Source organism: Mesorhizobium sp. M9A.F.Ca.ET.002.03.1.2, assembly GCF_003952365.1.
GTDB lineage: Bacteria > Pseudomonadota > Alphaproteobacteria > Rhizobiales > Rhizobiaceae > Mesorhizobium.
In genome coordinates this window covers 1,613,608-1,634,522 of record NZ_CP034443.1, presented here as the reverse complement: position 1 = coordinate 1,634,522, position 20,915 = coordinate 1,613,608, and the positions used below count along the sequence as shown (strand labels likewise).

18 protein-coding genes and 1 tRNA gene are annotated in these 20,915 nt (G+C 62.3%); 8 read left to right on the top strand and 11 right to left on the bottom strand.

Annotation, left to right across the window (positions count from 1 at the left end; translation table 11 throughout):
- Nucleotides 1-22 precede the first annotated feature (22 nt).
- On the top strand, nucleotides 23-727 hold the full coding sequence (locus EJ066_RS08170) for a glutathione S-transferase N-terminal domain-containing protein (protein ID WP_126036592.1): 705 nt from the start codon (nucleotides 23-25) through the stop codon (nucleotides 725-727).
- Nucleotides 728-755: 28 nt separating this feature from the next.
- Here EJ066_RS08170 and EJ066_RS08165 read toward each other — a convergent pair whose 3' ends face one another.
- The 3 genes from EJ066_RS08165 to EJ066_RS08155 all read right to left on the bottom strand — a co-directional run bounded on the left by EJ066_RS08165 (nucleotide 756) and on the right by EJ066_RS08155 (nucleotide 3,347).
- Entirely contained in the window at nucleotides 756-1,160 is a 405-nt protein-coding gene (locus EJ066_RS08165) for a hypothetical protein (RefSeq protein ID WP_126036590.1), read from the bottom strand.
- Between the two features lie 99 nt (nucleotides 1,161-1,259).
- Nucleotides 1,260-1,880 carry a nucleoside/nucleotide kinase family protein gene (locus EJ066_RS08160; protein ID WP_126036588.1) on the bottom strand — a complete coding sequence of 207 codons (621 nt, stop codon included), beginning with the start codon at nucleotides 1,878-1,880 and terminating at the stop codon, nucleotides 1,260-1,262.
- A 360-nt stretch (nucleotides 1,881-2,240) separates the two neighbouring features.
- On the bottom strand, nucleotides 2,241-3,347 hold the full coding sequence (locus EJ066_RS08155) for a hypothetical protein (RefSeq protein ID WP_126036586.1): 1,107 nt from the start codon (nucleotides 3,345-3,347) through the stop codon (nucleotides 2,241-2,243).
- 225 nt (nucleotides 3,348-3,572) lie between these two features.
- Here EJ066_RS08155 and EJ066_RS08150 point away from each other — a divergent pair, with 225 nt between their 5' ends.
- On the top strand, nucleotides 3,573-4,451 hold the full coding sequence (locus EJ066_RS08150) for a D-alanyl-D-alanine carboxypeptidase family protein (RefSeq protein WP_126036584.1): 879 nt from the start codon (nucleotides 3,573-3,575) through the stop codon (nucleotides 4,449-4,451).
- Nucleotides 4,452-4,813: 362 nt separating this feature from the next.
- Nucleotides 4,814-4,890 (top strand) — tRNA-Arg (locus EJ066_RS08145).
- Between the two features lie 44 nt (nucleotides 4,891-4,934).
- Here the strand turns inward: EJ066_RS08145 and EJ066_RS08140 are convergent.
- Nucleotides 4,935-6,125 (bottom strand): IS481 family transposase, encoded by a 1,191-nt coding sequence (locus EJ066_RS08140; RefSeq protein WP_126036582.1) that lies wholly within the window; start codon nucleotides 6,123-6,125, stop codon nucleotides 4,935-4,937.
- A 148-nt stretch (nucleotides 6,126-6,273) separates the two neighbouring features.
- Between EJ066_RS08140 and EJ066_RS08135 the strand changes: the two genes are divergently transcribed.
- The 5 genes from EJ066_RS08135 to EJ066_RS08115 are packed head-to-tail and all read left to right on the top strand — an operon-like array spanning nucleotide 6,274 to nucleotide 13,138.
- Entirely contained in the window at nucleotides 6,274-9,342 is a 3,069-nt protein-coding gene (locus EJ066_RS08135) for a DEAD/DEAH box helicase family protein (RefSeq protein WP_245455100.1), read from the top strand.
- Nucleotides 9,342-9,698 (top strand): hypothetical protein, encoded by a 357-nt coding sequence (locus EJ066_RS08130; protein WP_126036578.1) that lies wholly within the window; start codon nucleotides 9,342-9,344, stop codon nucleotides 9,696-9,698. The genes EJ066_RS08135 and EJ066_RS08130 overlap by 1 nt, the downstream gene beginning before the upstream one ends.
- Nucleotides 9,698-12,499 (top strand): site-specific DNA-methyltransferase, encoded by a 2,802-nt coding sequence (locus EJ066_RS08125; protein ID WP_126036576.1) that lies wholly within the window; start codon nucleotides 9,698-9,700, stop codon nucleotides 12,497-12,499. Before EJ066_RS08130 ends, EJ066_RS08125 begins: the two co-directional genes overlap by 1 nt.
- An 8-nt stretch (nucleotides 12,500-12,507) precedes the next feature.
- Nucleotides 12,508-12,894, top strand: a complete 387-nt coding sequence (locus EJ066_RS08120) for a hypothetical protein (RefSeq protein WP_126036575.1) — start codon at nucleotides 12,508-12,510, stop codon at nucleotides 12,892-12,894.
- A gap of 22 nt (nucleotides 12,895-12,916) precedes the next feature.
- A complete protein-coding gene (locus tag EJ066_RS08115; protein WP_126036572.1) occupies nucleotides 12,917-13,138 on the top strand; it encodes a hypothetical protein in 222 nt (73 codons plus the stop codon).
- Nucleotides 13,139-13,284: 146 nt separating this feature from the next.
- Here the strand turns inward: EJ066_RS08115 and EJ066_RS08110 are convergent, their stop codons facing one another.
- The 7 genes from EJ066_RS08110 to EJ066_RS08080 all read right to left on the bottom strand — a co-directional run bounded on the left by EJ066_RS08110 (nucleotide 13,285) and on the right by EJ066_RS08080 (nucleotide 20,814).
- The gene (locus EJ066_RS08110; RefSeq protein WP_126036570.1) at nucleotides 13,285-13,821 is read right to left on the bottom strand and encodes an NADH-quinone oxidoreductase subunit B family protein; all 537 of its coding nucleotides are present in this window, start codon (nucleotides 13,819-13,821) and stop codon (nucleotides 13,285-13,287) included.
- A gap of 68 nt (nucleotides 13,822-13,889) precedes the next feature.
- Nucleotides 13,890-15,413, bottom strand: a complete 1,524-nt coding sequence (locus EJ066_RS08105; protein ID WP_126043786.1) for an NADH-quinone oxidoreductase subunit C — start codon at nucleotides 15,411-15,413, stop codon at nucleotides 13,890-13,892.
- 20 nt (nucleotides 15,414-15,433) lie between these two features.
- Complete coding sequence (locus EJ066_RS08100; RefSeq protein WP_126036568.1) at nucleotides 15,434-16,882, bottom strand: hydrogenase 4 subunit F; 1,449 nt, start codon at nucleotides 16,880-16,882, stop codon at nucleotides 15,434-15,436.
- Nucleotides 16,879-17,541: a hydrogenase-4 component E gene (locus tag EJ066_RS08095; protein ID WP_126036566.1), complete on the bottom strand. Its 663-nt coding sequence runs from the start codon at nucleotides 17,539-17,541 to the stop codon at nucleotides 16,879-16,881. The genes EJ066_RS08100 and EJ066_RS08095 overlap by 4 nt, the downstream gene beginning before the upstream one ends.
- Complete coding sequence (locus EJ066_RS08090) at nucleotides 17,541-18,497, bottom strand: NADH-quinone oxidoreductase subunit H (RefSeq protein WP_126036564.1); 957 nt, start codon at nucleotides 18,495-18,497, stop codon at nucleotides 17,541-17,543. Before EJ066_RS08090 ends, EJ066_RS08095 begins: the two co-directional genes overlap by 1 nt.
- On the bottom strand, nucleotides 18,488-20,506 hold the full coding sequence (gene hyfB, locus EJ066_RS08085) for a hydrogenase 4 subunit B (RefSeq protein WP_189644451.1): 2,019 nt from the start codon (nucleotides 20,504-20,506) through the stop codon (nucleotides 18,488-18,490). The genes EJ066_RS08090 and hyfB overlap by 10 nt, the downstream gene beginning before the upstream one ends.
- Entirely contained in the window at nucleotides 20,503-20,814 is a 312-nt protein-coding gene (locus EJ066_RS08080; protein ID WP_126036562.1) for a helix-turn-helix transcriptional regulator, read from the bottom strand. The genes hyfB and EJ066_RS08080 overlap by 4 nt, the downstream gene beginning before the upstream one ends.
- Between the last annotated feature and the right edge of the window lie 101 nt (nucleotides 20,815-20,915).

Here is a 20,915-nt window from a genome sequence, read left to right as displayed (position 1 = left end):
CAAAAATCCCCAGGAGTTTTCGATGACCAACCTGTCCGCCTTTCCGATCGTCACGCGCTGGCCGGCCAGCCATCCCGACCGCATCCAGCTCTATTCGGCCACGACCCCGAACGGGGTGAAGGTGTCGATCGCGCTGGAGGAACTCGGCCTGCCCTACGAGGCGCATGCGGTGAACATCGGCAAGAACGAGAGCTGGACGCCGGAATTCCTGTCGCTGAACCCCAACGGCAAGATACCGGCGATAATCGACCCGAATGGCCCGGGCGGCAAGCCGATCGGGCTGTTCGAATCCGGCGCCATCCTGCTCTATCTCAGCGACAAGACCGGCAAGCTGGTTCCGGCCGACCCGGCGCGGCGCTACGAAACGATCCAGTGGGTGTTCTTCCAGATGGCCTTCATCGGACCGATGTTCGGCCAAGTCGGCTTCTTCCACAAATTCGCGGGGCGCGAGATCGCCGACAAGCGCCCGCTGGAGCGCTATCGCGACGAATCGCGGCGGTTGATCGGCGTGCTCGAGACCAGGCTGAAGGGCCGCAGCTGGATCATGGACGACGACTACACCATCGCCGACATTTCGATGCTGGGCTGGGTGCGCAACTTGATCGGCTTCTATGAGGCCCGGGAACTCGTCGGCTTCGACGATTTTCCCGATGTCGCGGCATGGCTGGAGCGCGGCCTTGCCCGGCCGGCGGTGCAAAGGGGCCTGAACATTCCGGCGAGAGCCTAACGCGGGCAGAGCCGCGGGGCGGCTCTGCCTATTTTGCCTTGGCCCCGGTTTTTGGGCCGCCCTTGCCCATGACGGAGGCGGCAAGGGACGCGGCGCCCCGGGCCGTGGCGACAACAGCGCCGGCCGCGACATTGGCTGTCGCCTTGACCGTGCGCATTGCGCTGCCTGCCATGGAGCTGCCGCCGGATGCCGGTTTCCTGGGCTTGGCGGGTTTTGGGGCGGGTTTTGGGGCGGGTTTTGCCGCGGCCTTGGCTGCGGCCGGCACCACCTTCTTCGGTGCCGCCTTGCCAAAGGTTGGCTTCGCCGCATCCTTGGAACGCGCGGCGACAGCCGGGCCGGCGCCCGTCTTTGACTGAATCGTCTTGGATTCAGTTGCCCTTGATCGAGTTGCCCTGCCCTTGGCGGGCGCGGGCTTTCTTGCCTTGGTTGCCATCGGACGGCTCCCTCATGTCAGCATCATTGCCATAGCTGACATAACGGTGGGAAAGTCCTAAGGTTCCGGCGGCGCTCTCCCGCAAATCAGGCCCGCAAATCAGGCGTGATCGCCGATCACCAGATCGGCAGGCCGGCGGCGGGCAAGCACGCGGTCGATATTGGGCATGTCGTTGGAGGCGATCCAGGCGCGGGCGTCCTCGTCGGAGCGGCCATGCTCGTGCCATCGTTCAAGCAGCCGGCGCTCGAGCTCGGCGCGCGGCACGTCGACGAAAATCGAGAAATCGAACAGCGGCGCCAGCCGCGACCACGGTTCCTCGTCAAGCAGCAGGTAATTGCCTTCGACCAGGATGAACTTGGTCTCGGCGGCGACGATCGAGGCGGCGGCGCGCGACAACTCCATGCTGCGGTCGAACACCGGAATGGCGATGTCGGGTTCGGCCGCGCGGATGCGCTTCAGCAAGGTTTCGAAGCCGGCGAAGTCAAAGGTCTCCGGAGCGCCCTTTCGCGCGCGCAGGCCGCGCTGCTCGAGCACGACATCGTCGTAGTGGAAACCATCCATCGGCACGACTTCCGCAGCGCCTTCCGGCAGCAGCTCATGCAGGCGGGCCGAAAGCGCCGACTTGCCGGCGCCCGGAGGACCGGCGATGGCGACGACAAAGCGCCGCGCCTTGCCGGCGCGCTTGAAGATGGTGGCGGCGAGATGTGCGGTCTCTGACATCGGAGCCTTTCTGCGGAGCCTTTCCGGCTGGGCGTTTCCGATCGTATCTTGGCGATAGTTCGCGGGAATTTCAAATCCGGGATTGGTTCCTCGACGCAGAAGTTTTGACCGTCCGTTGGCAAATCGCACCCTTCGAGATTGGCCGAAACGATCCTCCCTTCGTCATCCTGGGGCGGAGCAAGGAGCGAAGCGACGCAGCACAGACCCCAGGATCCATGCCGTAACATCAGGGCGCCGCAGCGGTGCAGAATTCTATTCCGCCGCATTCCTCGGCTGATGTCACGGCATGGATCCCAGGGTCTTCGCGACGTCGCTTCGCTCCTGCTCCGCCCTGGGATGACGAAGGTGGGAGGCGAGCGCTCAAGCAGGAACCGACATGCCTATCCGCAGGAAATCGCTGTCGAAAGCGACGTCCGGCGTCGAACCGTCGGCCGCCAGGATGCGCATATGGCCCTGCGCGGTTGCGATATCGCGCGGCGGCTCGCCGCCGGATAAGGGCACAGCGCCGATCACATGGTGGAACGAGACATCGCGGCCTTCGCCAAGGGCAAAGGCGGTCGCCACGCCTTCCCGCTTCAGCCAGTTGTCGCCCAGCGATGCCGCATGGCCGAGCGCCGTGCGGCCGTCCTCGATGCCGAGCACGCCGCGATGGCGGCCGCCCCACGGCGCGTAATCGCGCCCGCCATTGCTGACCCACAGCATGGTGACCGGCAGTTCGGCCGGGTTCTTCAGAACCAGCACCAGATCGGCTTCCGCCTGGCGCGCCACCGCGGTCCAGCCCGGCCCGCCATGATCGGCCTCGACCAGCGTGACGAAATCCTCCCGGCTCTGATCCATCCGATAGTCGGTCAGGTCGAGCGTGCCGCCACCGGCGGCGGGAAAGCGCGTCAGGTCGGCGGAACGCGCGGGATAGGCAAGCAGGAAACGGCCGCGGGCCGGATCGGGCTCCAGCGGATCGTCAGGCGTTGCCGCCAACCGCTTCGGCGAAAAGGCGAGCCTGCCACCGTCCTTCATCACCGTCATCGGATGATGGGCGACGGAGATCGCGCCCGAACCGCCGGACAAGACATGCTCCTGATAGAGAAAGGGATGGCCGTCGCGCAGGGTGAGGATCTTGTCGACCATCGCGCCCATGACCTTGTGCCGCAGCCTGAAGACAGCCCGCCAGCCATCGGCGATCGCCTCGCTGTCGACGACATCCCAGCGGCTGTTGGCCGGCCAGCCATGCAGGGGGGCCGCCTCGACATCGCTGCGCGAAAACGGCGCGCAGAGAAAATCGCCGGACAGGCGAACGGTGCCGGCGGGCAGGTCCTGCGGCAGCGTCTCGCGCGGCTCGTCGATCCAGGGCGCGCGATGCAGCGGGCGCAGCCGGCGCCCGTCGATATCGACCGCCATGTCGGCGAGATGGCCGACGGTGAGATCGACCGTTACCGAAATGCCCTTTGCCTTGATCGTGATCGCGTCCATGGCGCACCTGCTGATTCTGTCGACGCCAGCAAAACGCGCTCCGCCCGCTTGCGCAAGCCGGGCAGCCGGCATTTTCCGCGCCAGGACCTGCGCAGCGCCGGCCCGTCTTAGGATCTGTGGACAGGCGATGCTCCCGCGCTCGGCCAGTGGTTAACCAAATGGACGGCGCCAATGGGTTACGCTAGTTTCCGTCCGTTTCAGCAACAGCTTGCGTTCAGACCCATCTTGTCCAAACTGCGCCTCCTTCCGCTCACCCCGAGATTTGCCGCCGCACTTGCGCTGCTGCTGTTTGTCGCCGGCTGCACGACGACGCCGCCGGAGACCATGCTGGCGGTGCCGGCGGCGCCGCAGAAATATGCGGCTGTCGTCATCGATGGCAGCAGCGGCAAGACGCTGTACGAAGTCAATTCGACGGCGCCGCGCTATCCGGCGTCGCTAACCAAGATGATGACGCTCTACCTGCTGTTCGAGGCGCTGGATTCAGGCCGCGTCAGCAAGGCAACGCCAATCCCGGTCTCGGCCAACGCCGCCGGGCAGCCGCCGACCAAGCTGCGCTTCAGGCGCGGCGAGACGATCGATGTCGAAACGGCGATCCGGGCGATCGTCGTCAAATCGGCCAATGACGTGGCGGTCGCCGTCGCCGAATATCTCGGCGGCAGCGAAGACGCGTTCGCCGCGACGATGACCGCCAGGGCGCGCCAGATCGGCATGCGCAGCACCGTCTTCCGCAACGCTTCGGGCCTGCCGGACGGCGTCCAGCAGACGACGGCGCGCGACATGGCGGTGCTCGGCATGGCGCTGCGCGCCCGCTTCCCGCAGCATTTCCACTATTTCTCCGAAAGCGACTTCATGTTCCGGGGCAGGCTGGTGCGCGGCCACAACGACATGCTCGGCCGCGTCCGCGGCGTCAACGGCATCAAGACAGGCTATATCCGAGCCTCCGGCTTCAACATCGTCACCTCCTACGACGCCGACGGCCGCCGGCTCATCCTCGTGGTGATGGGCGCCGACAGCGCGCGCCAGCGCAACGACCATGTCGAGGCGCTGATCCAGCGCAGCCTGTCGACGGCGACGACAACGCGGCTGCTGTATGCGCAGGAATGAGGGGGCGTTCGGCGGGGGCGGGCTCGTGATCGGCGTGTCAGTTTCAACTTGACAGGTGACGGCAGTTATGCTAGGAATTTATTCATAGTGCTGATTTGCGCCCACCGGCCGAGGCGGGTTTTTCATTTCAGGCTTCGGCTCTCCGATAAAACCGCAGGTTTGCCGGCCTCGGGCTTGCTTCCCGCACCTTCGGGGGCAGGCTCCAGATCGTGAGCCTCCGTGGAATCCGAAAAATGCGTTATTCCGAGTTCGCAGCCCTGCCGCTGGCCACTTGCCCGTTGAAGCCCGCCCCGGCTTCCGCTAAGAAGCCGTGGCGGGCCGGTTACTCGGCTGCTTCGTTTTCCGGATCGTCGATCCTGAAGGCACCCGTAGCTCAGCTGGATAGAGCGCTGCCCTCCGAAGGCAGAGGTCACAGGTTCGAATCCTGTCGGGTGCGCCAGAAACATCAGTGTCCGGCCCGGAGACATAGGTAACAGCTTGTACCTAAGACATGGGTGACAACCTCGTGCCGAACGGGTTGTCGATTGTTTGCAAGGTCCTCTGTTCCAAGTCGATATATCCCAGATCATAGTGCATGAAGGAGACGAGCCAAATGCCGTCGTCGACTTCCTTGATGCCGAGCCTCTGGCCGGCGAGCACATGGGAGATGTTGATCTTCTTCCTCATCATGCAGATACGTCCGCATGTGGTGACGATGATGTCCTTGTCATGGAAGGGGTAGGTCAGGTCCGGCAGCCCGCCGTAGGGTCTTGAGGACGGCGTATAGAGTTCGGCCGGGGTCTTCATGGCGAGCGCCTCGTGCGGCCTTTCGGCATTGAATTCGCTCATGAAGTCATCGAAGGCGGCCTGCTGCTGCAGGGCGTTCATGCCCGGCGGGCGTGTGGCCTCCTTCTTCAGCGTCAGGTGCATGCGCTCGTGGCGGCCGTTCTGTTGCGGGCGGCCGGGCTTGATGCGCTCGATGGCGATTCCCAGCCTGAGCCACCAGACGGAGAGCCTGGACAGGTTGTAGAGGCCGTTGGGACTGGCGAAGGGCACGCCATTGTCGCTTCTGATGGCGACGGGCAGGCCGCGTTCCTTGAAGAGCCGGACGAAAGCCTCGATGACCGGGGCTTCCTTCGTTGATTCAAGAGCTTCGCAGGCAAGCAGGTAGCGCGAGGCCTGGTCGGTGACCGTCAGCGGGTAACAGTATTGGCGGTTGCCGAGTCTGAACTCGCCCTTGAAGTCGGCGCACCACAGATCGTTGGGCCGCACCGCCTGCGAGAGCGTCGTGCCCATGGCCTTGTTCGCCCGGTTCCTCTTGTGGGCCTGGCTCACAAGGCCGTGGCGGTCGAGCACCGCATGGACGGTGCTTTTGGCTGGAATACGCACGTCGCCGGCCAGCCGCCTGACCAGCAGTTCCCTGATCTTGCGCGCGCCCCAGTGCGGCTTGTCGCGCTTGCAATCGACGATCAGACGCTCGATCGGCTCGGGCAGCTGGTTGGCGTAGCGCACAGGCCGGCGCGAACGATCGCACAGCGCCTCTACCCCTTCTCGCCTGTAGCGGTTGAAGATCTTGTAGCCGGTCTTACGCGAAATCCCGAACTCCCGGCACACATCGCTCATGCCTTCCCCATCGAGAAGGCGAGCCACGAAACGAAGACGTTCCTCCATCACCGAACACTCTCTCCACGGCATCAACACCTCCGGACAAAAGCCAAAAGTGTTACCCATGTGTCCGGTACAAAACGTCACCTATGCCTCGGGTCGGTCACAGCGTATTGATGCGGTCGAGTAGTGGTGCGCAGCTAAAGATTCGGAAAAAGCGAACATCTTCTGGGGGATTTTGGAGCAATTTTTCGAACGGCCGATCCTGAATTCGCCCTACGCCTTTCCTGGACGGCATTGGGAGCTGGATACTGATGGTCAGCCCACCAATCAGATCATCGAAACGCGTCGCCGCTCGGATCTGATCACGCCCGTCCCGAAGCCGAAGAAGCGTCGCCAAAACCAGAAGCAGGGCTCGCTTCTGCTTGGTACGGATGACGACCTGTCGACAGAAGAACAGGAATACAATCCGACTCCTATCATCAATGAGGTTCGGACTTACGTCGAGATATGGCGCAATCTGCCCAACCCTGACCAATGGCTCGTAACTCCAGAAACCGCCCGGCTGCTCAAGCACTGGCGGCAGCATCAGTTCGAGGGCGTTCGACCGTTCTTCTGCCAGATCGAGGCGGTCGAAACCGCAATCTGGCTCACCGAGGTTGCACCGAAGCTCGGCGCGCGCGTTGCAAAGTTCTGGGCACACATCAAGGGCGCCAACGAACAGGCCAACCCCGAGTTGCTTCGTCTGGCGCTAAAGCTGGCGACGGGCGCCGGGAAGACGACCGTCATGGCCATGTTGATCGCCTGGCAAACCGTCAATGCCGTGCGGCATCCGAACAGCAAGCAGTTCTCGCGTGGGTTTCTCCTTGTCGCCCCGGGCATCACCATCCGGGACCGGCTGCGCGTTCTGATGCCGAACGATCCGGAGAGCTATTATCGGCATCGCGAGATCGTGCCGCCCGACATGCTGGTGGACATCGACCGCGCCAAGATCGTCATCACGAACTATCACGCCTTCAAGCTCCGCGAGCGCATGGATGTCGCCAAAGGCACGCGCACCGCGATCGAAGGGTGGCGCGGCGAAAAGCTGCAAACCCTGGAGACCGAGGGCCAGATGCTTCAGCGCGTCATGCCCGAACTCATGGGCATGAAAAACATTGTCGTGCTAAACGACGAGGCGCACCATTGCTACCGTGAGCGCGTGAAGGACGCGACCGGCGAAACCGAAGGCGACCTGAAGGGCGAAGAAAAGGACGAAGCGAAGGAGAATAACGAGGCCGCACGTATGTGGATTTCCGGCCTCGAAGCCGTCAAGCGCAAGCTCGGCCTGGCGCTTGTCTACGACCTTTCGGCTACGCCCTTCTTCCTGCGTGGATCAGGATACATCGAGGGCACGCTCTTCCCTTGGACGATGAGCGACTTCTCCCTGATGGACGCAATTGAATGCGGGATCGTCAAGTTGCCGCGTGTGCCGGTTGCCGACAATGTGCCTGGCGGCGACACGCCGAAATTCAGGAATCTTTGGGACCACATCGGCAAGAAACTGCCAAAGAAGGGACGCAACGCGTCCGGCAAATCACTCGATCCGTTGAGCCTTCCTGCCGAACTGTTGACAGCGCTCGAAGCGCTGTATGGCCACTACCAGAAGACATTCGAGCTGTGGGAGAACGCGAATATTGGCACCCCGCCGGTCTTCATCGTCGTCTGCAACAATACGTCGACCTCCGAACTCGTCTACAAATACGTTTCGGGCTTCCATCGCGAAAACGACGACGGATCGACCACGCTCGAAAACGGCCGCCTGGCGCTGTTCCGAAATTATGACAACTTCGGCAACCGCATCGCGCGGCCGAACACGATCCTGATCGATAGCGCGCAGCTTGAATCCGGCGAAGCGCTAGACAAGGACTTCCGCGAGATGGCTGCCGATGAGATCGAGCGCTTCCGCCGCGAGATGATCGAACGAACCGGCGATATTCACGCGGGCGATACGATCGACGAAGCGACGCTGCTTCGTGAAGTCATGAACACGGTCGGCAAGAAGGGGAAACTCGGCGAGCAAATCCGCTGCGTGGTCTCAGTCTCGATGTTGACTGAGGGCTGGGATGCGAACACCGTCACACATATTCTTGGCGTTCGCGCTTTCGGCACGCAGCTCCTTTGCGAGCAGGTCGTCGGTCGCGGTCTGCGCCGCCAGTCCTACGATTTGAACGACGAGGACTTGTTCAACGTCGAATATGCCGATGTGCTCGGCATCCCGTTCGACTTCGCCGCAAAACCCGTGGTGGTCAAACCGGCTCCGCCGCGCGAGACGGTCCGCGTTCACGCGGTCAAGCCGGATCGTGACGCCTTGGAGATTATCTTCCCGCGCGTCGAAGGCTATCGCGTCGAACTGCCCGATGAACGCCTCGAAGCAACGTTCGGTCCAGATCACGTCCTTGAACTTACACCGCAGCTTGTCGGGCCGTCTGTGACGAAGAACCAGGGGATCATCGGCGAAGGCGTCGATCTGACGATCGCGCATCTCGAGGATATGCGATCCTCGACGATCCTGTTTCACCTCACGCGGCACCTGCTCTACAACAAGTATCGCGATCCCGGTGAGGAGCCGAAGCTCCACCTTTTTGGGCAATTGAAGCGCATCACACGCCAGTGGCTCGAAGGCGGCTATCTCAAATGCACCGGCGGCACTTATCCCGCGCAGCTGATTTACAAAGAGATCGCCGACATGGCGGCCGAGCGGATTAAGGCCGCAATCACATTGAGTCTCGTCGGCGAGAATCCGGTCAAGGCGATCCTCGACGCTTATAACCCGACCGGTTCGACGGCATACGTGAACTTCACCACCTCGAAGGAGACTCGCTGGCAGACGAACGGCCCGCCACCGAAGTGCCACGTCAACTGGGTGGTTTGCGACAGCGATTGGGAAGCCGAGTTCTGCCGCGTGGCCGAGGCCCATCCGAAAGTTCGCGCCTATGTGAAGAACCAGAACCTTGGCTTTGAAGTACCTTATCTGATGGGCTCGACCCCGAGGAAATATATTCCCGATTTCATCGTGCAAGTGGACGACGGCCATTTCTCCAAGGAAGGATTGGTTGAGCCGCTGAACCTGATTGTCGAAATCAAGGGCTTTCGCGGTGAGAACGCCAAGGAGAAAGCCAACACCATGCGCGCCTACTGGGTGCCGGGTGTGAACAATTTGGGCAAGTTTGGCCGTTGGGCCTTTGCGGAGTTCACGGCAGTCTATGAAATTGAGGCGCAGTTCGACCAACTGATTGACGGACTGACCACGAGGCAGGCGGCGTGATGGCAAAGAGGGTGAGTAAAAGTGCCGCATCGGGTATGTGGGGCGAGGTCGAAATTACGGACGCTAACATTCAGCATAATCACTTCTACATGCGGGGCTTCATCCATCGTTTTCCAAGCGATCTGATCGGCGGGCCGAACAGGAGCCTGGCTGCACCAAAATCGGCGTTTGTCGATTGGGGTGGGGCCTTGCCGGTTGAAACGGACATTGATGGCGAAAAGGAGTTCTTCCGCGCCCGTGGATGGGTCCGTCAGTTCTTCACTGCCAATGGTGCTGCGGCGGGCGACATAGTGCGTGTTGAGGAAACTGCTCCGTATCGGTACCGAGTTAGCTTGCGCAAGAGGGGACACCCGTAATGGCGAAGAAACCGATCGAGGTCACCGCGCTGAAGCATGACGCCGCGAGGCGTAGGAATATTCCGACAGCGGAATTCGAAAGCGTAATGCGCGAGGAAGACAAGACACCGGTTCAACTCGCTTACGAGCGGCGCAACCGCGATCTTGATCCGCAACTTGTCTGGCGTGGAAAGGACGATCAGGACTGGTCCGATCTCATCGTCGCGGCGCCGCCTTTATATATCCAAGAGAAGGTGCATCCGAAAGTCATTATCGATGACCTGAAGCGGGAGTCGAAGGCGCGAGAGGACGAAGCGACGCCGCCGATGGCTGATCTGTTTGGCGACTTCAACGGGCTCGATCTCGAATCTAGGACCGAGTTCTATGCTCACGACCAGCACTGGTCGAACCGAATGATCTCGGGCGACAGCCTATCGGTGATGGCGAGCCTTGCCGAACGCGAAGGCCTCCGCGGGCAGGTGCAATGCATCTATTTCGATCCGCCCTATGGCATCAAGTTCAACTCGAATTTCCAGTGGAGCACGACCTCGCGCGACGTGAAGGACGGCGCGAAGGACCAGATCACCCGAGAACCCGAACAGGTGCGCGCCTTTCGCGATACGTGGCGTGATGGCATCCACTCCTACCTTACCTATCTGCGCGACCGGCTGACGGTTGCGCGCGATCTTCTCCATGAGAGCGGCAGTATTTTTGTTCAGATCGGCGACGAGAACGTTCACCGCGTCCGGAGCGTCTTGGACGAGATTTTTGGGGAAGCAAATATCGTAAGTGAGATCGTTATTCAAAAGACGTATGGATTTTCCGCCGACGCAATCTCGAACGTTTCAGATTTCGTTCTTTGGTATTCGAAAAACCGAGAAAAGCTAAAGAGCCGACCACTTTACAGAGAAAAACCATATGAACTTGGAAAAGGTAACGCGACTTGGTTGATGAACTCGGATTTCACATATCGCGGAGTGAATGCCACGGAGAAGGATGGTCGGTCTGATATCCCGACCGGGGCAAAACCTTACAATCCTGACAACCTCATTTCGCAAGGTCGATCAACCGAACCGCAACCGTTCGAATATAGGGGAGTTCGCCAAGACCCTTTTGCAAAGAATTCGCATTGGAAGCCAAATTTCCCAGTTGGACTGGGGCGGCTTCTGAAATCAGAGCGGGTTCACGTTGCTGAGAATAGCTTCCGCTATCGCCGATATCATACTGATTTTGCGGCTTTGCCATATGCAAACATTTGGACCGATACGGGCACCGGAAACTTTACTGACGAGAAAATATATGTCGTTCAGACGGGATCGAAGACGGTCGAGCGCTGCGTGCTTATGGCGACTGATCCTGGCGATCTCGTGCTTGATCCGACCTGCGGCTCCGGCACAACCGCCTATGTAGCCGAGCAATGGGGACGCCGCTGGATTACCATCGACACCAGTCGTGTCGCTATTGCACTTGCCCGCTCACGATTGATGGGCGCGCGCTATCCATACTTCCTTTTGGCGGACAGCCCCGAAGGCCAGCGCAAGGAAGCCGAGTTGACGCGCCGTTCTCCGAAAACCACGCCAACACGTGGCGATTTGCGCCACGGCTTCGTCTACGACCGCGTGCCACACATCACACTCAAGGCCATCGCGAACAATAAGGAGATCGATACGATCTGGGACACTTGGCACGCATCTCTGGAGCCTTTGCGGGCTAAGCTCAATGTTGCGCTCGGCAAAGCATGGGAAGAATGGGAGATGCCGCGAGAGGTCGCGGCGGGATGGTCCGCCGACGCAAGATCTACTCATGCCAACTGGTGGGAGGCACGAATCGCGCGTCAGAAAGAGATCGACGCTTCCATCGCGGCCAAGGCGGAGTCCGAATTTCTTTACGACAAGCCCTATCCGGACAATAGCCGCGTCCGCGTAGCCGGTCCCTTTACGGTCGAAAGCCTCTCGCCTCATCGGACACTGGTGGTCGATTGGAACGACGAACTAGTCGATGTGCTCGAAGCGGCCGAAGGCAAGCGCAAGGCGGCGGAGCGTGGCGATGCAGTCACCGACTTTGCCCATATGATCCTCGAAAACCTGAAAGCCGCCGGGGTTCAACAGGCGCACAAGGAAGACCGGATCACCTTCACTGCGCTGACCGGGTGGCCGGGCCGCTTTATCTGCGCCGAGGGCGCCTTCATGGAAGGCGAGCACCAAAAGCGCGCAGGCATCTTTATCGGCCCGGAATTCGGCACGGTCTCGCGGCCCGATCTCGTCGCCGCCGCGCGCGAGGCGGGCGATGCAGGCTTCGACGTGCTGATAGCCTGCGCTTTCAACTATGACGCCCATTCCGCCGAATTCGACAAGCTCGGCCGCGTGCCGGTGCTCAAAGCCCGCATGAACCCCGATCTGCACATGGGCGCGGACCTCAAGGCGACCGGTGCCGGCAATCTGTTTGTGATCTTCGGCGAGCCCGACATCAAGATCGAGGACGCCGGAGGCGACCTGATCCGTGTGAAGGTCTTCGGCGTCGATGTGTTTAAGCCGCAAACCGGCGAAGTGATTTCCGAAGGCACCGACGGCATAGCGCTCTGGATGCTCGACACGGACTACAACGAGGAGAGCTTCTTCGTCCGCCACGCCTATTTTCTTGGCGCGAACGATCCCTACAAGGCGCTCAAGACGACACTGAAGGCTGAGATCGATAAGGAGGCCTGGGACAGCCTCTATTCCGATACATCGCGCCCGTTCCCAAAACCGGAATCCGGCCGCATCGCGGTGAAGGTCATCAACCACCTTGGTGATGAGGTGATGAAGGTGTTTGCGGTGGAGTGAGGGGCAACATGAAGCGGGACCATTTCAGGCACGGTTTTTCAGAGACCAATTGGGAAAAGGCGAAGGCGGAAGCAAAGCAGGCGATGATTTCGCGGGCGCGGATTCCGAAGACAATTTCCTATTCCGAACTCGTGTCGGCTATTCGCGCAATCAGCCTTGAACCTCACGATCCCCGGCTTTCTCATTTTCTCGGCGAGATCGCGGCGGAAGAGGACGCGGCCGGTCGCGGAATGTTGACGGTCGTTGTTGTTCACAAACATGGCGACCAGAAGCCTGGCCCAGGCTTTTACGAAATGGCGCGGGGGCTTGGTCGCGAAACGTCAGACCAAGAGGCATTCTGGGTTTCCGAGTTGGATTTCGTCCATCGCGCTTGGTCGAAACGCGTTGCGAAATAACGAAACTTGTTGGGGGACTAGAATGAAAATCGAGGATGCCGCGAAGATTCTGGCACAAATGTATTCAACCGCACCCGATAAAGAGAAGGCGGTTCATGTGCATCTTTTCGGGATCAGATATGCTGATGAACTCGATGGAATGCCATTGCAGGAAATTGCGGTGCGCGCGGGCATTTCGAAAAATTATGGTACAGAAATCCGCAAGGGGATCAATCTAGCTCGATATGTCGCCTTGAAATCATGATGTCCGCAGGAGACAACTGCGCACCGTAAAATGGCTGGTGTCATCGATCACATTCCTAAGATGACCATGCGCGAAACGGTAGCCCTTTGGCGCAATGCGATCCGCGCCCTCAGTGACCCGAAGCACGGCCGGATCTCGTCGGCATTTCAACCTCGGGCAGCAGCCCCAACATTCACCCCATCCAGCAATGCCAGCAGCCCTTTCAAAATCTCCACCGGTGGCGGCGGGCAGCCTGGGATGTGCAGGTCGACCGGCAGCACTTCCGAGACGCCGCCCGTGACGGCGTAGCTGCCGGCGAAACAGCCGCCGTCCCTGGCGCAGTCGCCGAGGGCGACCACCCATTTGGGGTTGGGTGTCGCGTCCCAGGTTCGCTTCAGCGCCTCGCGCATGTTCTTGGTGACCGGCCCGGTGACGAGCAGCACGTCGGCATGGCGCGGCGAGGCGACGAAGCGGATGCCGAAACGCTCGATGTCATAGAAGGCGTTGCCCAGCGCATGCATCTCGAGCTCGCAGCCGTTGCAGGAACCGGCGTCGACCGCCCGGATCGACAGGCTTCGGCCCAGCCGTTTGCGGGCCGCGCCGTCGACGGCGCGGGCGAGCTCGTCGACCGCACTTCCGCTCACCGCCGGCGGACGCTCGGTGAGCGGGGGGCGTATCAGGCTTTCGAAGAGAAGCTTGCGCATGGCTGCGTGCCTTCTTGTTTGACCATGATTCTTTTTGCTTTCGCCGACCTTCGGTTCGGGATCATGGTCTAGAGATCGTGGCCGGAATAGGAGCAGTTGAACGACTTGTTGCAGAGCGGAAAGTCGGCGACGATGTTGCCCTCGATCGTCGCTTCAAGCAACGGCCATTGAAACCATGACGGGTCGCGCAGGTGGCAGCGCTCGACCATGCCGCCGGCGCCGATGCGCAGCCAGGCCAGGATGTCGCCGCGGAAGCCCTCGACCAGCGCCATACCCTCTAGCGCCATGCCTCCACGTGGCCCATCCGGCTCGGGGATGCCGACGCGGATCGGGCCGCCGGGCAGTTTTTGCAGGATCTGTTCGACCAGCGACAGGCTCTGCTCGACCTCGCGGATGCGGATCCAGACGCGCGCATTCACGTCGCCCTCCTGGAGGACAGGGACGTCGAAGGCGAGTTCGTCATAGGGCGCATAGCCCGGGCTGCGGCGCGCATCGAAGGCCCGGCCGGAGGCGCGGCCGACATAGCCGCCCGCTGCGTATTGCCGGGCGAGTTCCGGCTTGAGCCGGCCGGTGGCGACGGTGCGGTCCTGCAGCGATGCCGTGTTGTCGTAGAGTTCGACCAGATGCGGAAAGCGCTGCCTGATCTCGGTGATCGCGGACAGAATCGCGGCCGTCCCCGCTTCGCCCAGGTCGCTTGCCACCCCGCCGGGCACGATGCGGTCGCGCATCAGGCGGTGGCCGAAGGCCGCATCGCCGGCGCGCAAGACGCGTTCGCGCAGTACGCCGCAATGGGCAAGCATGAGCGCGAAGGCAGCGTCGTTGCAGATGGCGCCGATATCGCCGAGGTGGTTGGCAAGGCGCTCCAGCTCGGCCATCAGCGCCCGCAGCCAGACCGCGCGCGGCGGAGCCTCGACACCGAGTGCCGCCTCGGCCGCGCGGGCAAAGGCAAGCGAATAGGCGACGGTGCTGTCGCCGGACGTCCGGCCCGCCAGTTGGGCCGCGCGCTCGACAGGCGAACCCGCCATCAGGCCTTCGATGCCCTTGTGCACGTAGCCGAGACGCTCTTCCAGCCGGACAACCGTTTCGCCGCTTGCCGTGAAGCGAAAATGCCCGGGCTCGATGATGCCGGCATGCACCGGCCCGACCGGGATCTGGTGCAGGCTGTCGCCTTCGGCGGGAAGGAAGCGGTAGGAGGATGCCGTGGCCGGCGCCTGAGCCGGCATTCCCAGCGGATTGCCGATGCCCCATTGGCCGTGATCGAGCCAGCGGCGTGTATCGGGAAGTCCTTGCGGCGAGAGCCCGAACAGGTCCGCGGCGGCGCGCTCGAGGCGCAGGGCCGGCGGATGAAGCTGGCCGACCGACGGGTAGCGGCCGCCGGGGCATTTCAGGCTGATGACGCCGATATCGGCCGCGTCGAGAAGCGCCATGTGGACGGTGTCCGGCTCGCCCCAAAGACCGAGCAGGCTCCAGCGGCCCTCGGCAAGCTGCTCGACGGCAAGGTTCCAGGCTTTCGGCGCCACCATGGCGCGCCGCCACGGGGCGTGGTGCTCGACAGGGCGGCCGGCCTCGATGAGGCCGGTCAGCGCGGGCATCTTTCTCTTGCTCATCCGCTTCATCCCAGGATGGTCGCGACGTGCTGGAACCAGGTGACCAGAGGTGCCGGCAGGTAGATGCCGGCGCCAGCCACCAGCGCCAGGTGGGAATACATCGGCACGTAGGATGCCTCGACGGGTGCTGTGCTGCCGCGCGGCTCGCCGAAGGCGACGCCGGTCAGCCGCAGCAGCAGCGCGCCGAAGGCGATGAGAAGCCCGAACACCAAAGGGATCGCCAGCAGCGGCTGTCTTGCGAAGGTCGAGCTCACGACCAGGAATTCGCTCATGAAGATGCCGAGCGGCGGCAGGCCGGCAATGGCAACGACGCCGATGACCAGCGCCCAGCCAAGCCCGGGATGGGTTTCCGTCAGCCCCCTTATGTCGGCGATCTTTTGCGTTCCCTTGACCTGCGCGATGTGGCCGACGGCGAAGAAGATCGCCGACTTGGTCAGGCTGTGCATGACCATGTGCAGCAGGCCGGCGAAGTTCGCCAGCGGGCCGCCCATGCCGAACGCGAAGACGATGATGCCCATGTGCTCGATCGAGGAGTAGGCGAACAGGCGTTTGATGTCGCGCCGGCGGTAGAGCATGAAGGCCGCGAAGATGAGCGAGGTGAGCCCCATCGCAACCATCAGTGGTCCAGGCGCTATCGCCTCCGGGCTCGCGGCGAGCAGCAGCTTGAAGCGCAGCACGGCATAGAGCGCGACATTCAGCAGCAGGCCCGACAGCACCGCCGAGATCGGCGTCGGGCCTTCGGCATGCGCATCGGGCAGCCAGGCGTGCAAGGGGGCAAGACCGACCTTGGTGCCGTAGCCGAGCAGCAGGAAGACGAAGGCGACGTTGAGCAAGGCCGGGTCGAAACGCGCCGCCTGTTCGATAAGCACCGTCCAGACCATGGCATCGGTGCCCTCGCCGACGACCGGCTGCGCGGCCATGTAGACGAGGATGGTGCCGAACAGCGCAAGCGCGATGCCGACGCTTCCCAGGATGAAGTATTTCCAGGCGGCCTCCAGCGCCTCATGCGTGCGGTAGATGCCGACCATGAGCACGGTGGTCAGCGTGGCAAGCTCCACCGCCACCCACATCAGACCGATATTGTTCGACACGAAGGCGAGGTTCATGCCGAACATCATGATCTGGTACATCGCATGATAGAAGCGCAGGTTCGGCGCGGTCAGCCGGCCGGTCTCCAGCTCGTGCGCAATGTAGGAGGCGCTGAACACGCTGGTGGTGAAGCCGACGAATGTGTTGAGCACGATGAAAACGATGTTGAGATCGTCGACAAGCAGGTACTGGCCGGGTTGCGGCCGGTCGGTGACGAACAGTGACAGCGCGGCGAGCAAGGTCAGGAAGCTCGCCGCGACGTTCAGGCCCGCCGACATCTTGTAGTTCGGCAGCGCCGCCAGAAGCGCTGCCGCGCCGACGGGGATCAGCAGGATGGCGGCCACCGCATCGAAGGGAGCGGTCAACGGCGTTCTCCCCTGTAGTCGTCGAGTGCACCGACATCGACCGAATCGAACCTTTCGCGGATGCGGAACAGGAAGACGCCGATGACGATGAAGGCGATCAGGATCGAGAAGGCGACGCTGATCTCGACGACCAGCGGCATGCCCTTGGCGCCGGTGGCGGCCAGCACCAGGCCGTTCTCCAGCGACATGAAGCCGACAACCTGGCTGACGGCGTTGCGGCGGGTGACCATCACCAGCAGGCCTAGCAATATTATCGACAGCGCGAAGGCCAGATCCTCGCGCGCCAGCGGATCGGCTTCAGGCGTGACCCGCAGCATCAGCACCATCGACAGGGCCACCAGGCCGATGCCGGCCAGCATGGTCGGACCGATGCCGACGGCGGTCTCGATGTCGCGATGGATGCCGAGCCGCTGGATGATGCGATGAAGCCCGACGGGAATGACGATCGCCTTGAAGATGAGGGCGATCGCCGCGGTGACATAAAGGTGATGGGCGTCCTGGACGTAGGCCTGCCAGGCCACCGACAAAGCCAGCACGATCGCATGAAGCGCAAAGACGTTGATCAGCGCAAACAGGCGATCCTGGTACAGCATCATGAAACTGACCAGAACCAGGCCGCCGGCGAGCAGATGAGCGATATCGAAGGTGAGACCGTTCATCAAAGGCTCCGTGAGACGAACAGCAAGAGCGTGCCGAGCAGCGCCAGCATGAGGGCGGCGCCGAGGAAATCCGGGACGCGGAAAACGCGCATCTTGGCGATGGCGGTCTCGAACACCGCAAGCAGAATGCCGCTCACGGCAAGCTTGCCGATGTAGACAGCGACGCCCAGGGCATAAGCTCCCAGCCCGGACCGGGCGGTCACCAGCCCCCACGGAATGAAGACGCAGGAAATCAGCGACACGTAGAGCAGCAGCTTGAGGAAGGCGGCGAACTCGATCATCGCCAGGTGGCGGCCGGAATATTCCAGCACCATCGCCTCGTGAACCATGGTGAGTTCCAGGTGGGTGGATGGATTGTCCACGGGTATGCGGGCGTTTTCGGCGAGCGCCACCATGACGAGAGCGATCAGCGACATGCCGAGCGATACCCGCAGGCCGACCTCCGGCGAGCCCATGACGGCGGCAACGGTGGAGAGTTGCGTCGCGCCGGCGACGAGCGCCAGGCTGAACACGATCAAAAGCATGGCGGGCTCGGCCAATGAAGCGATCATCACCTCGCGGCTTGCGCCGATGCCGCCAAAGCTCGTGCCGGCATCCATGCCCGCCAGAGCCAGGAAGAAACGCGCGCTGCCAAGCAGCGCGACGATGGCGATGAGATCGGCGGTCCAGCTGAAGGTGAGGCCGGTGGCGAATGTCGGGATGAGCGCGGCGGCGACCCATGTGGCGGCAAAGATCAGATAGGGTATGACGCGAAACAGCCAGGATGCGTTGTCGGCCAGGACGACCTCCTTGCGCATCAGCCGCAGGAGATCGCGGTAGGGCTGGATCAGCGAAGGTCCCCGGCGACGCAGCAGTCTCGCCTTCACCTTGCGCACGAAGCCGGTCAGCAGCGGCGCCAGCAAAAGCACCAGCACCATTTGCGCGCCCTGGACGGCCAGTTCAAGGATCAGGGCCATAGCGCGAGCACCAGAAGCAAGGTGACGAGGTAGAGGAAGACCAGGGTCAGATAGCGCCGGATGGTCAGGAATTGCAGATGGTTCAGCTTTTCGGTCGCATAGCCGACAGCGCCGGCGATCGGCTGGTAGAAAGTCTCCCAGACCACATCGTGGATTTCCACCGTGAGACGTGCCGGAGCGGTGGCGCCCGGCGGCGGCATTTCCACCTTTTCCCGGGCACGGAATGCGAATGTGCCGAAGACGCGGCGAATGGGCTGCGCGAAACTGACGGCCGTGTATTGCGCGGCCGGCGTGACGTCGGGAAAGCCGCAACCCCAAGCGGGACCGCGCCGCAGCGCATGGGAGGCGAAGCGGTGGATGACGAACGCCGCAAGCGATGCGGAGATTGCAATGAACACAAACACCAGCAGGCCGTTGTAGGAGCTGCGGCTCTCGGCGATCGGCACGATCGACAGCCAGGGCTGCGCCATCTGCACCGGCATGCGGTTGCCGATGAGCGAAAGCGTCACCGGTGAAAGACCGTCTATGACCAAGCCCGGCAGAATGCCGGCAAGCAGACAAAGGGCAGCGAGAACGAACATCGCCGCCAGCGCGTAGCGATCGACCTCTTGCGCCTGCTCCACCGCCGCGGAGCGCGGCCGGCCGAGAAACGTGATGCCGAACGCCTTGACGAAACAGGCGGCGGCCAGCGCCGCCGACAGCGCCAGCAGGCCACCGACAGCGGGCACCATCACCTTCAGTCCCCATTGCGGCAGATCGGGGCTCTGCAATATGGCCTGGAAGGCCAGCCATTCGGAGACGAAGCCGTTGAAGGGCGGAAGTGCCGAGATCGAAACGCAGCCGACGAGAAAGACAAAGCTGGTCAGCGGCATGCGATGGATAAGACCGCCCAGCTTCTCCATATTGCGCTCGCCGGTCACCGTGAGTACGGCGCCCGCGCCGAAAAACAGCAGGCTCTTGAAAAGGGAATGGTTGAGAACGTGGAAGAGTGCTGCGGTGAGCGCCAGTGCCGCGGCCGACGGCATCGCGTTGGCCTTGAAGGCGAGCGCGAGACCGAGGCTGACGAAGATGACGCCGATGTTTTCGATGGTGCTGTAGGCAAGGAGCCGCTTGAGGTCCTTTTCCATCAAGGCGTAGAGGATGCCGAGGACCGCCGTCAGGCCGCCGAGGAAAAGCACGACGACGCCGGACCACCATGCCGGCTGACCGAGCAGGTCGAAAATGACGCGTATGAAGCCATAGACAGCGACCTTCGTCATGACGCCGCTCATCAGGGCCGAGACATGGCTTGGCGCCGCCGGATGAGCGAGCGGCAGCCAGACGTGGAGCGGGACAAGGCCTGCCTTGGAGCCGGCGCCGAGCAGCATGAGAACCAGGACGGCGGCGGCGGCGAACCGGCTTGGCTCGGCGGCTCGCATCGCGTCGAATGTGTAGGTTCCGTCCGGTCCGGCCAGCAGGCCGAAAGCGAGCAGCAGCGCCAGTGTGCCGAAGCTCGCCATCACCAGATAGATGTAGCCCGCCCGTGTATTGTCCTGTTCGCGATGATGCGCCATGACGAGCGCCCACGAAGCGAGCGACATGAATTCCCAGGACAGCAGGAAGGCGAAGGCGTCGTCGGCCAGCACGACAAGATTCATGCCGGCAAGGAAGGCCGGGAAGAACGGCAGCACCCGGTGCGGCGCAGGTTCGTGATGGCCGTAGCCAAGCCCATAGAGGCTGGCCACGGCGCCGCCCAGATCGACGACGACCAGAAAGAATGCCGACAGCGCGTCGAGACGGAAATGAGCGCCGATCCACGGCAGCCCGAGCGGCAGCGTAACAGTGGACACGCCGGCAGGGTTGCCTGTCAGCCCCGCTGCGGCGATCGCGAACATGACGGCCGAGACGCCGAGGGTTGCGCCATAGACCAGATGTGTTGCCGAACCGCGCCGACTGACGGCGACAGCCAATATGGCGGTTCCCAAGAATGCGGCGACACCCCACAAGAGAAGAGCAACGATCGACGTCACGGCAGGCTCCCGCCGACCTCGGCTTCCGCATCGTCGGCGCCGGAAATCCTGGCTGGATTGAGGCCCGCCTTCAGCCGCACGCCACGTCCGCCAGCCTGGCTGGTCGCGCCTTCCCCGATCAACTCGATGCCGGCAGCCTCAAGTGCCGCAATCAGTTTCATCAAGGAATCGACATTGCCCCGGATCATCGCCTCGCTGGCTTCCATGCGCTGAATTGTCGGAACCGAAAGGCCGGACAACTCGGCAAGCCTGCGCTGGTCTATACCGAGAAGCGCCCTGGCGGCGCGCAATTGTGGAGCAGTTATCACCGGAGACCCTACGGCTCAGCTTTGAGATATGATGTCTCAGTGCTGCAGCATACATTGAAATGTTCTAACGTCAATTACTGATGTGTGAGACATCGATGCAG

Excerpts from the sequence above, each read along its gene's own strand:
- EJ066_RS08170 (WP_126036592.1), top strand. The coding sequence starts at position 23 with ATGACCAACCTGTCCGCCTTTCCGATCGTCACGCGCTGGCCGGCCAGC.
- EJ066_RS08165 (WP_126036590.1), bottom strand. The coding sequence starts at position 1,160 with ATGGCAACCAAGGCAAGAAAGCCCGCGCCCGCCAAGGGCAGGGCAACT.
- EJ066_RS08160 (WP_126036588.1), bottom strand. The coding sequence starts at position 1,880 with ATGTCAGAGACCGCACATCTCGCCGCCACCATCTTCAAGCGCGCCGGC.
- EJ066_RS08155 (WP_126036586.1), bottom strand. The coding sequence starts at position 3,347 with ATGGACGCGATCACGATCAAGGCAAAGGGCATTTCGGTAACGGTCGAT.
- EJ066_RS08140 (WP_126036582.1), bottom strand. The coding sequence starts at position 6,125 with ATGCCGTGGAGAGAGTGTTCGGTGATGGAGGAACGTCTTCGTTTCGTG.
- EJ066_RS08130 (WP_126036578.1), top strand. The coding sequence starts at position 9,342 with ATGGCAAAGAGGGTGAGTAAAAGTGCCGCATCGGGTATGTGGGGCGAG.
- EJ066_RS08125 (WP_126036576.1), top strand. The coding sequence starts at position 9,698 with ATGGCGAAGAAACCGATCGAGGTCACCGCGCTGAAGCATGACGCCGCG.
- EJ066_RS08120 (WP_126036575.1), top strand. The coding sequence starts at position 12,508 with ATGAAGCGGGACCATTTCAGGCACGGTTTTTCAGAGACCAATTGGGAA.
- EJ066_RS08115 (WP_126036572.1), top strand. The coding sequence starts at position 12,917 with ATGAAAATCGAGGATGCCGCGAAGATTCTGGCACAAATGTATTCAACC.
- EJ066_RS08110 (WP_126036570.1), bottom strand. The coding sequence starts at position 13,821 with ATGCGCAAGCTTCTCTTCGAAAGCCTGATACGCCCCCCGCTCACCGAG.
- EJ066_RS08105 (WP_126043786.1), bottom strand. The coding sequence starts at position 15,413 with ATGCCCGCGCTGACCGGCCTCATCGAGGCCGGCCGCCCTGTCGAGCAC.
- EJ066_RS08095 (WP_126036566.1), bottom strand. The coding sequence starts at position 17,541 with ATGAACGGTCTCACCTTCGATATCGCTCATCTGCTCGCCGGCGGCCTG.
- EJ066_RS08090 (WP_126036564.1), bottom strand. The coding sequence starts at position 18,497 with ATGGCCCTGATCCTTGAACTGGCCGTCCAGGGCGCGCAAATGGTGCTG.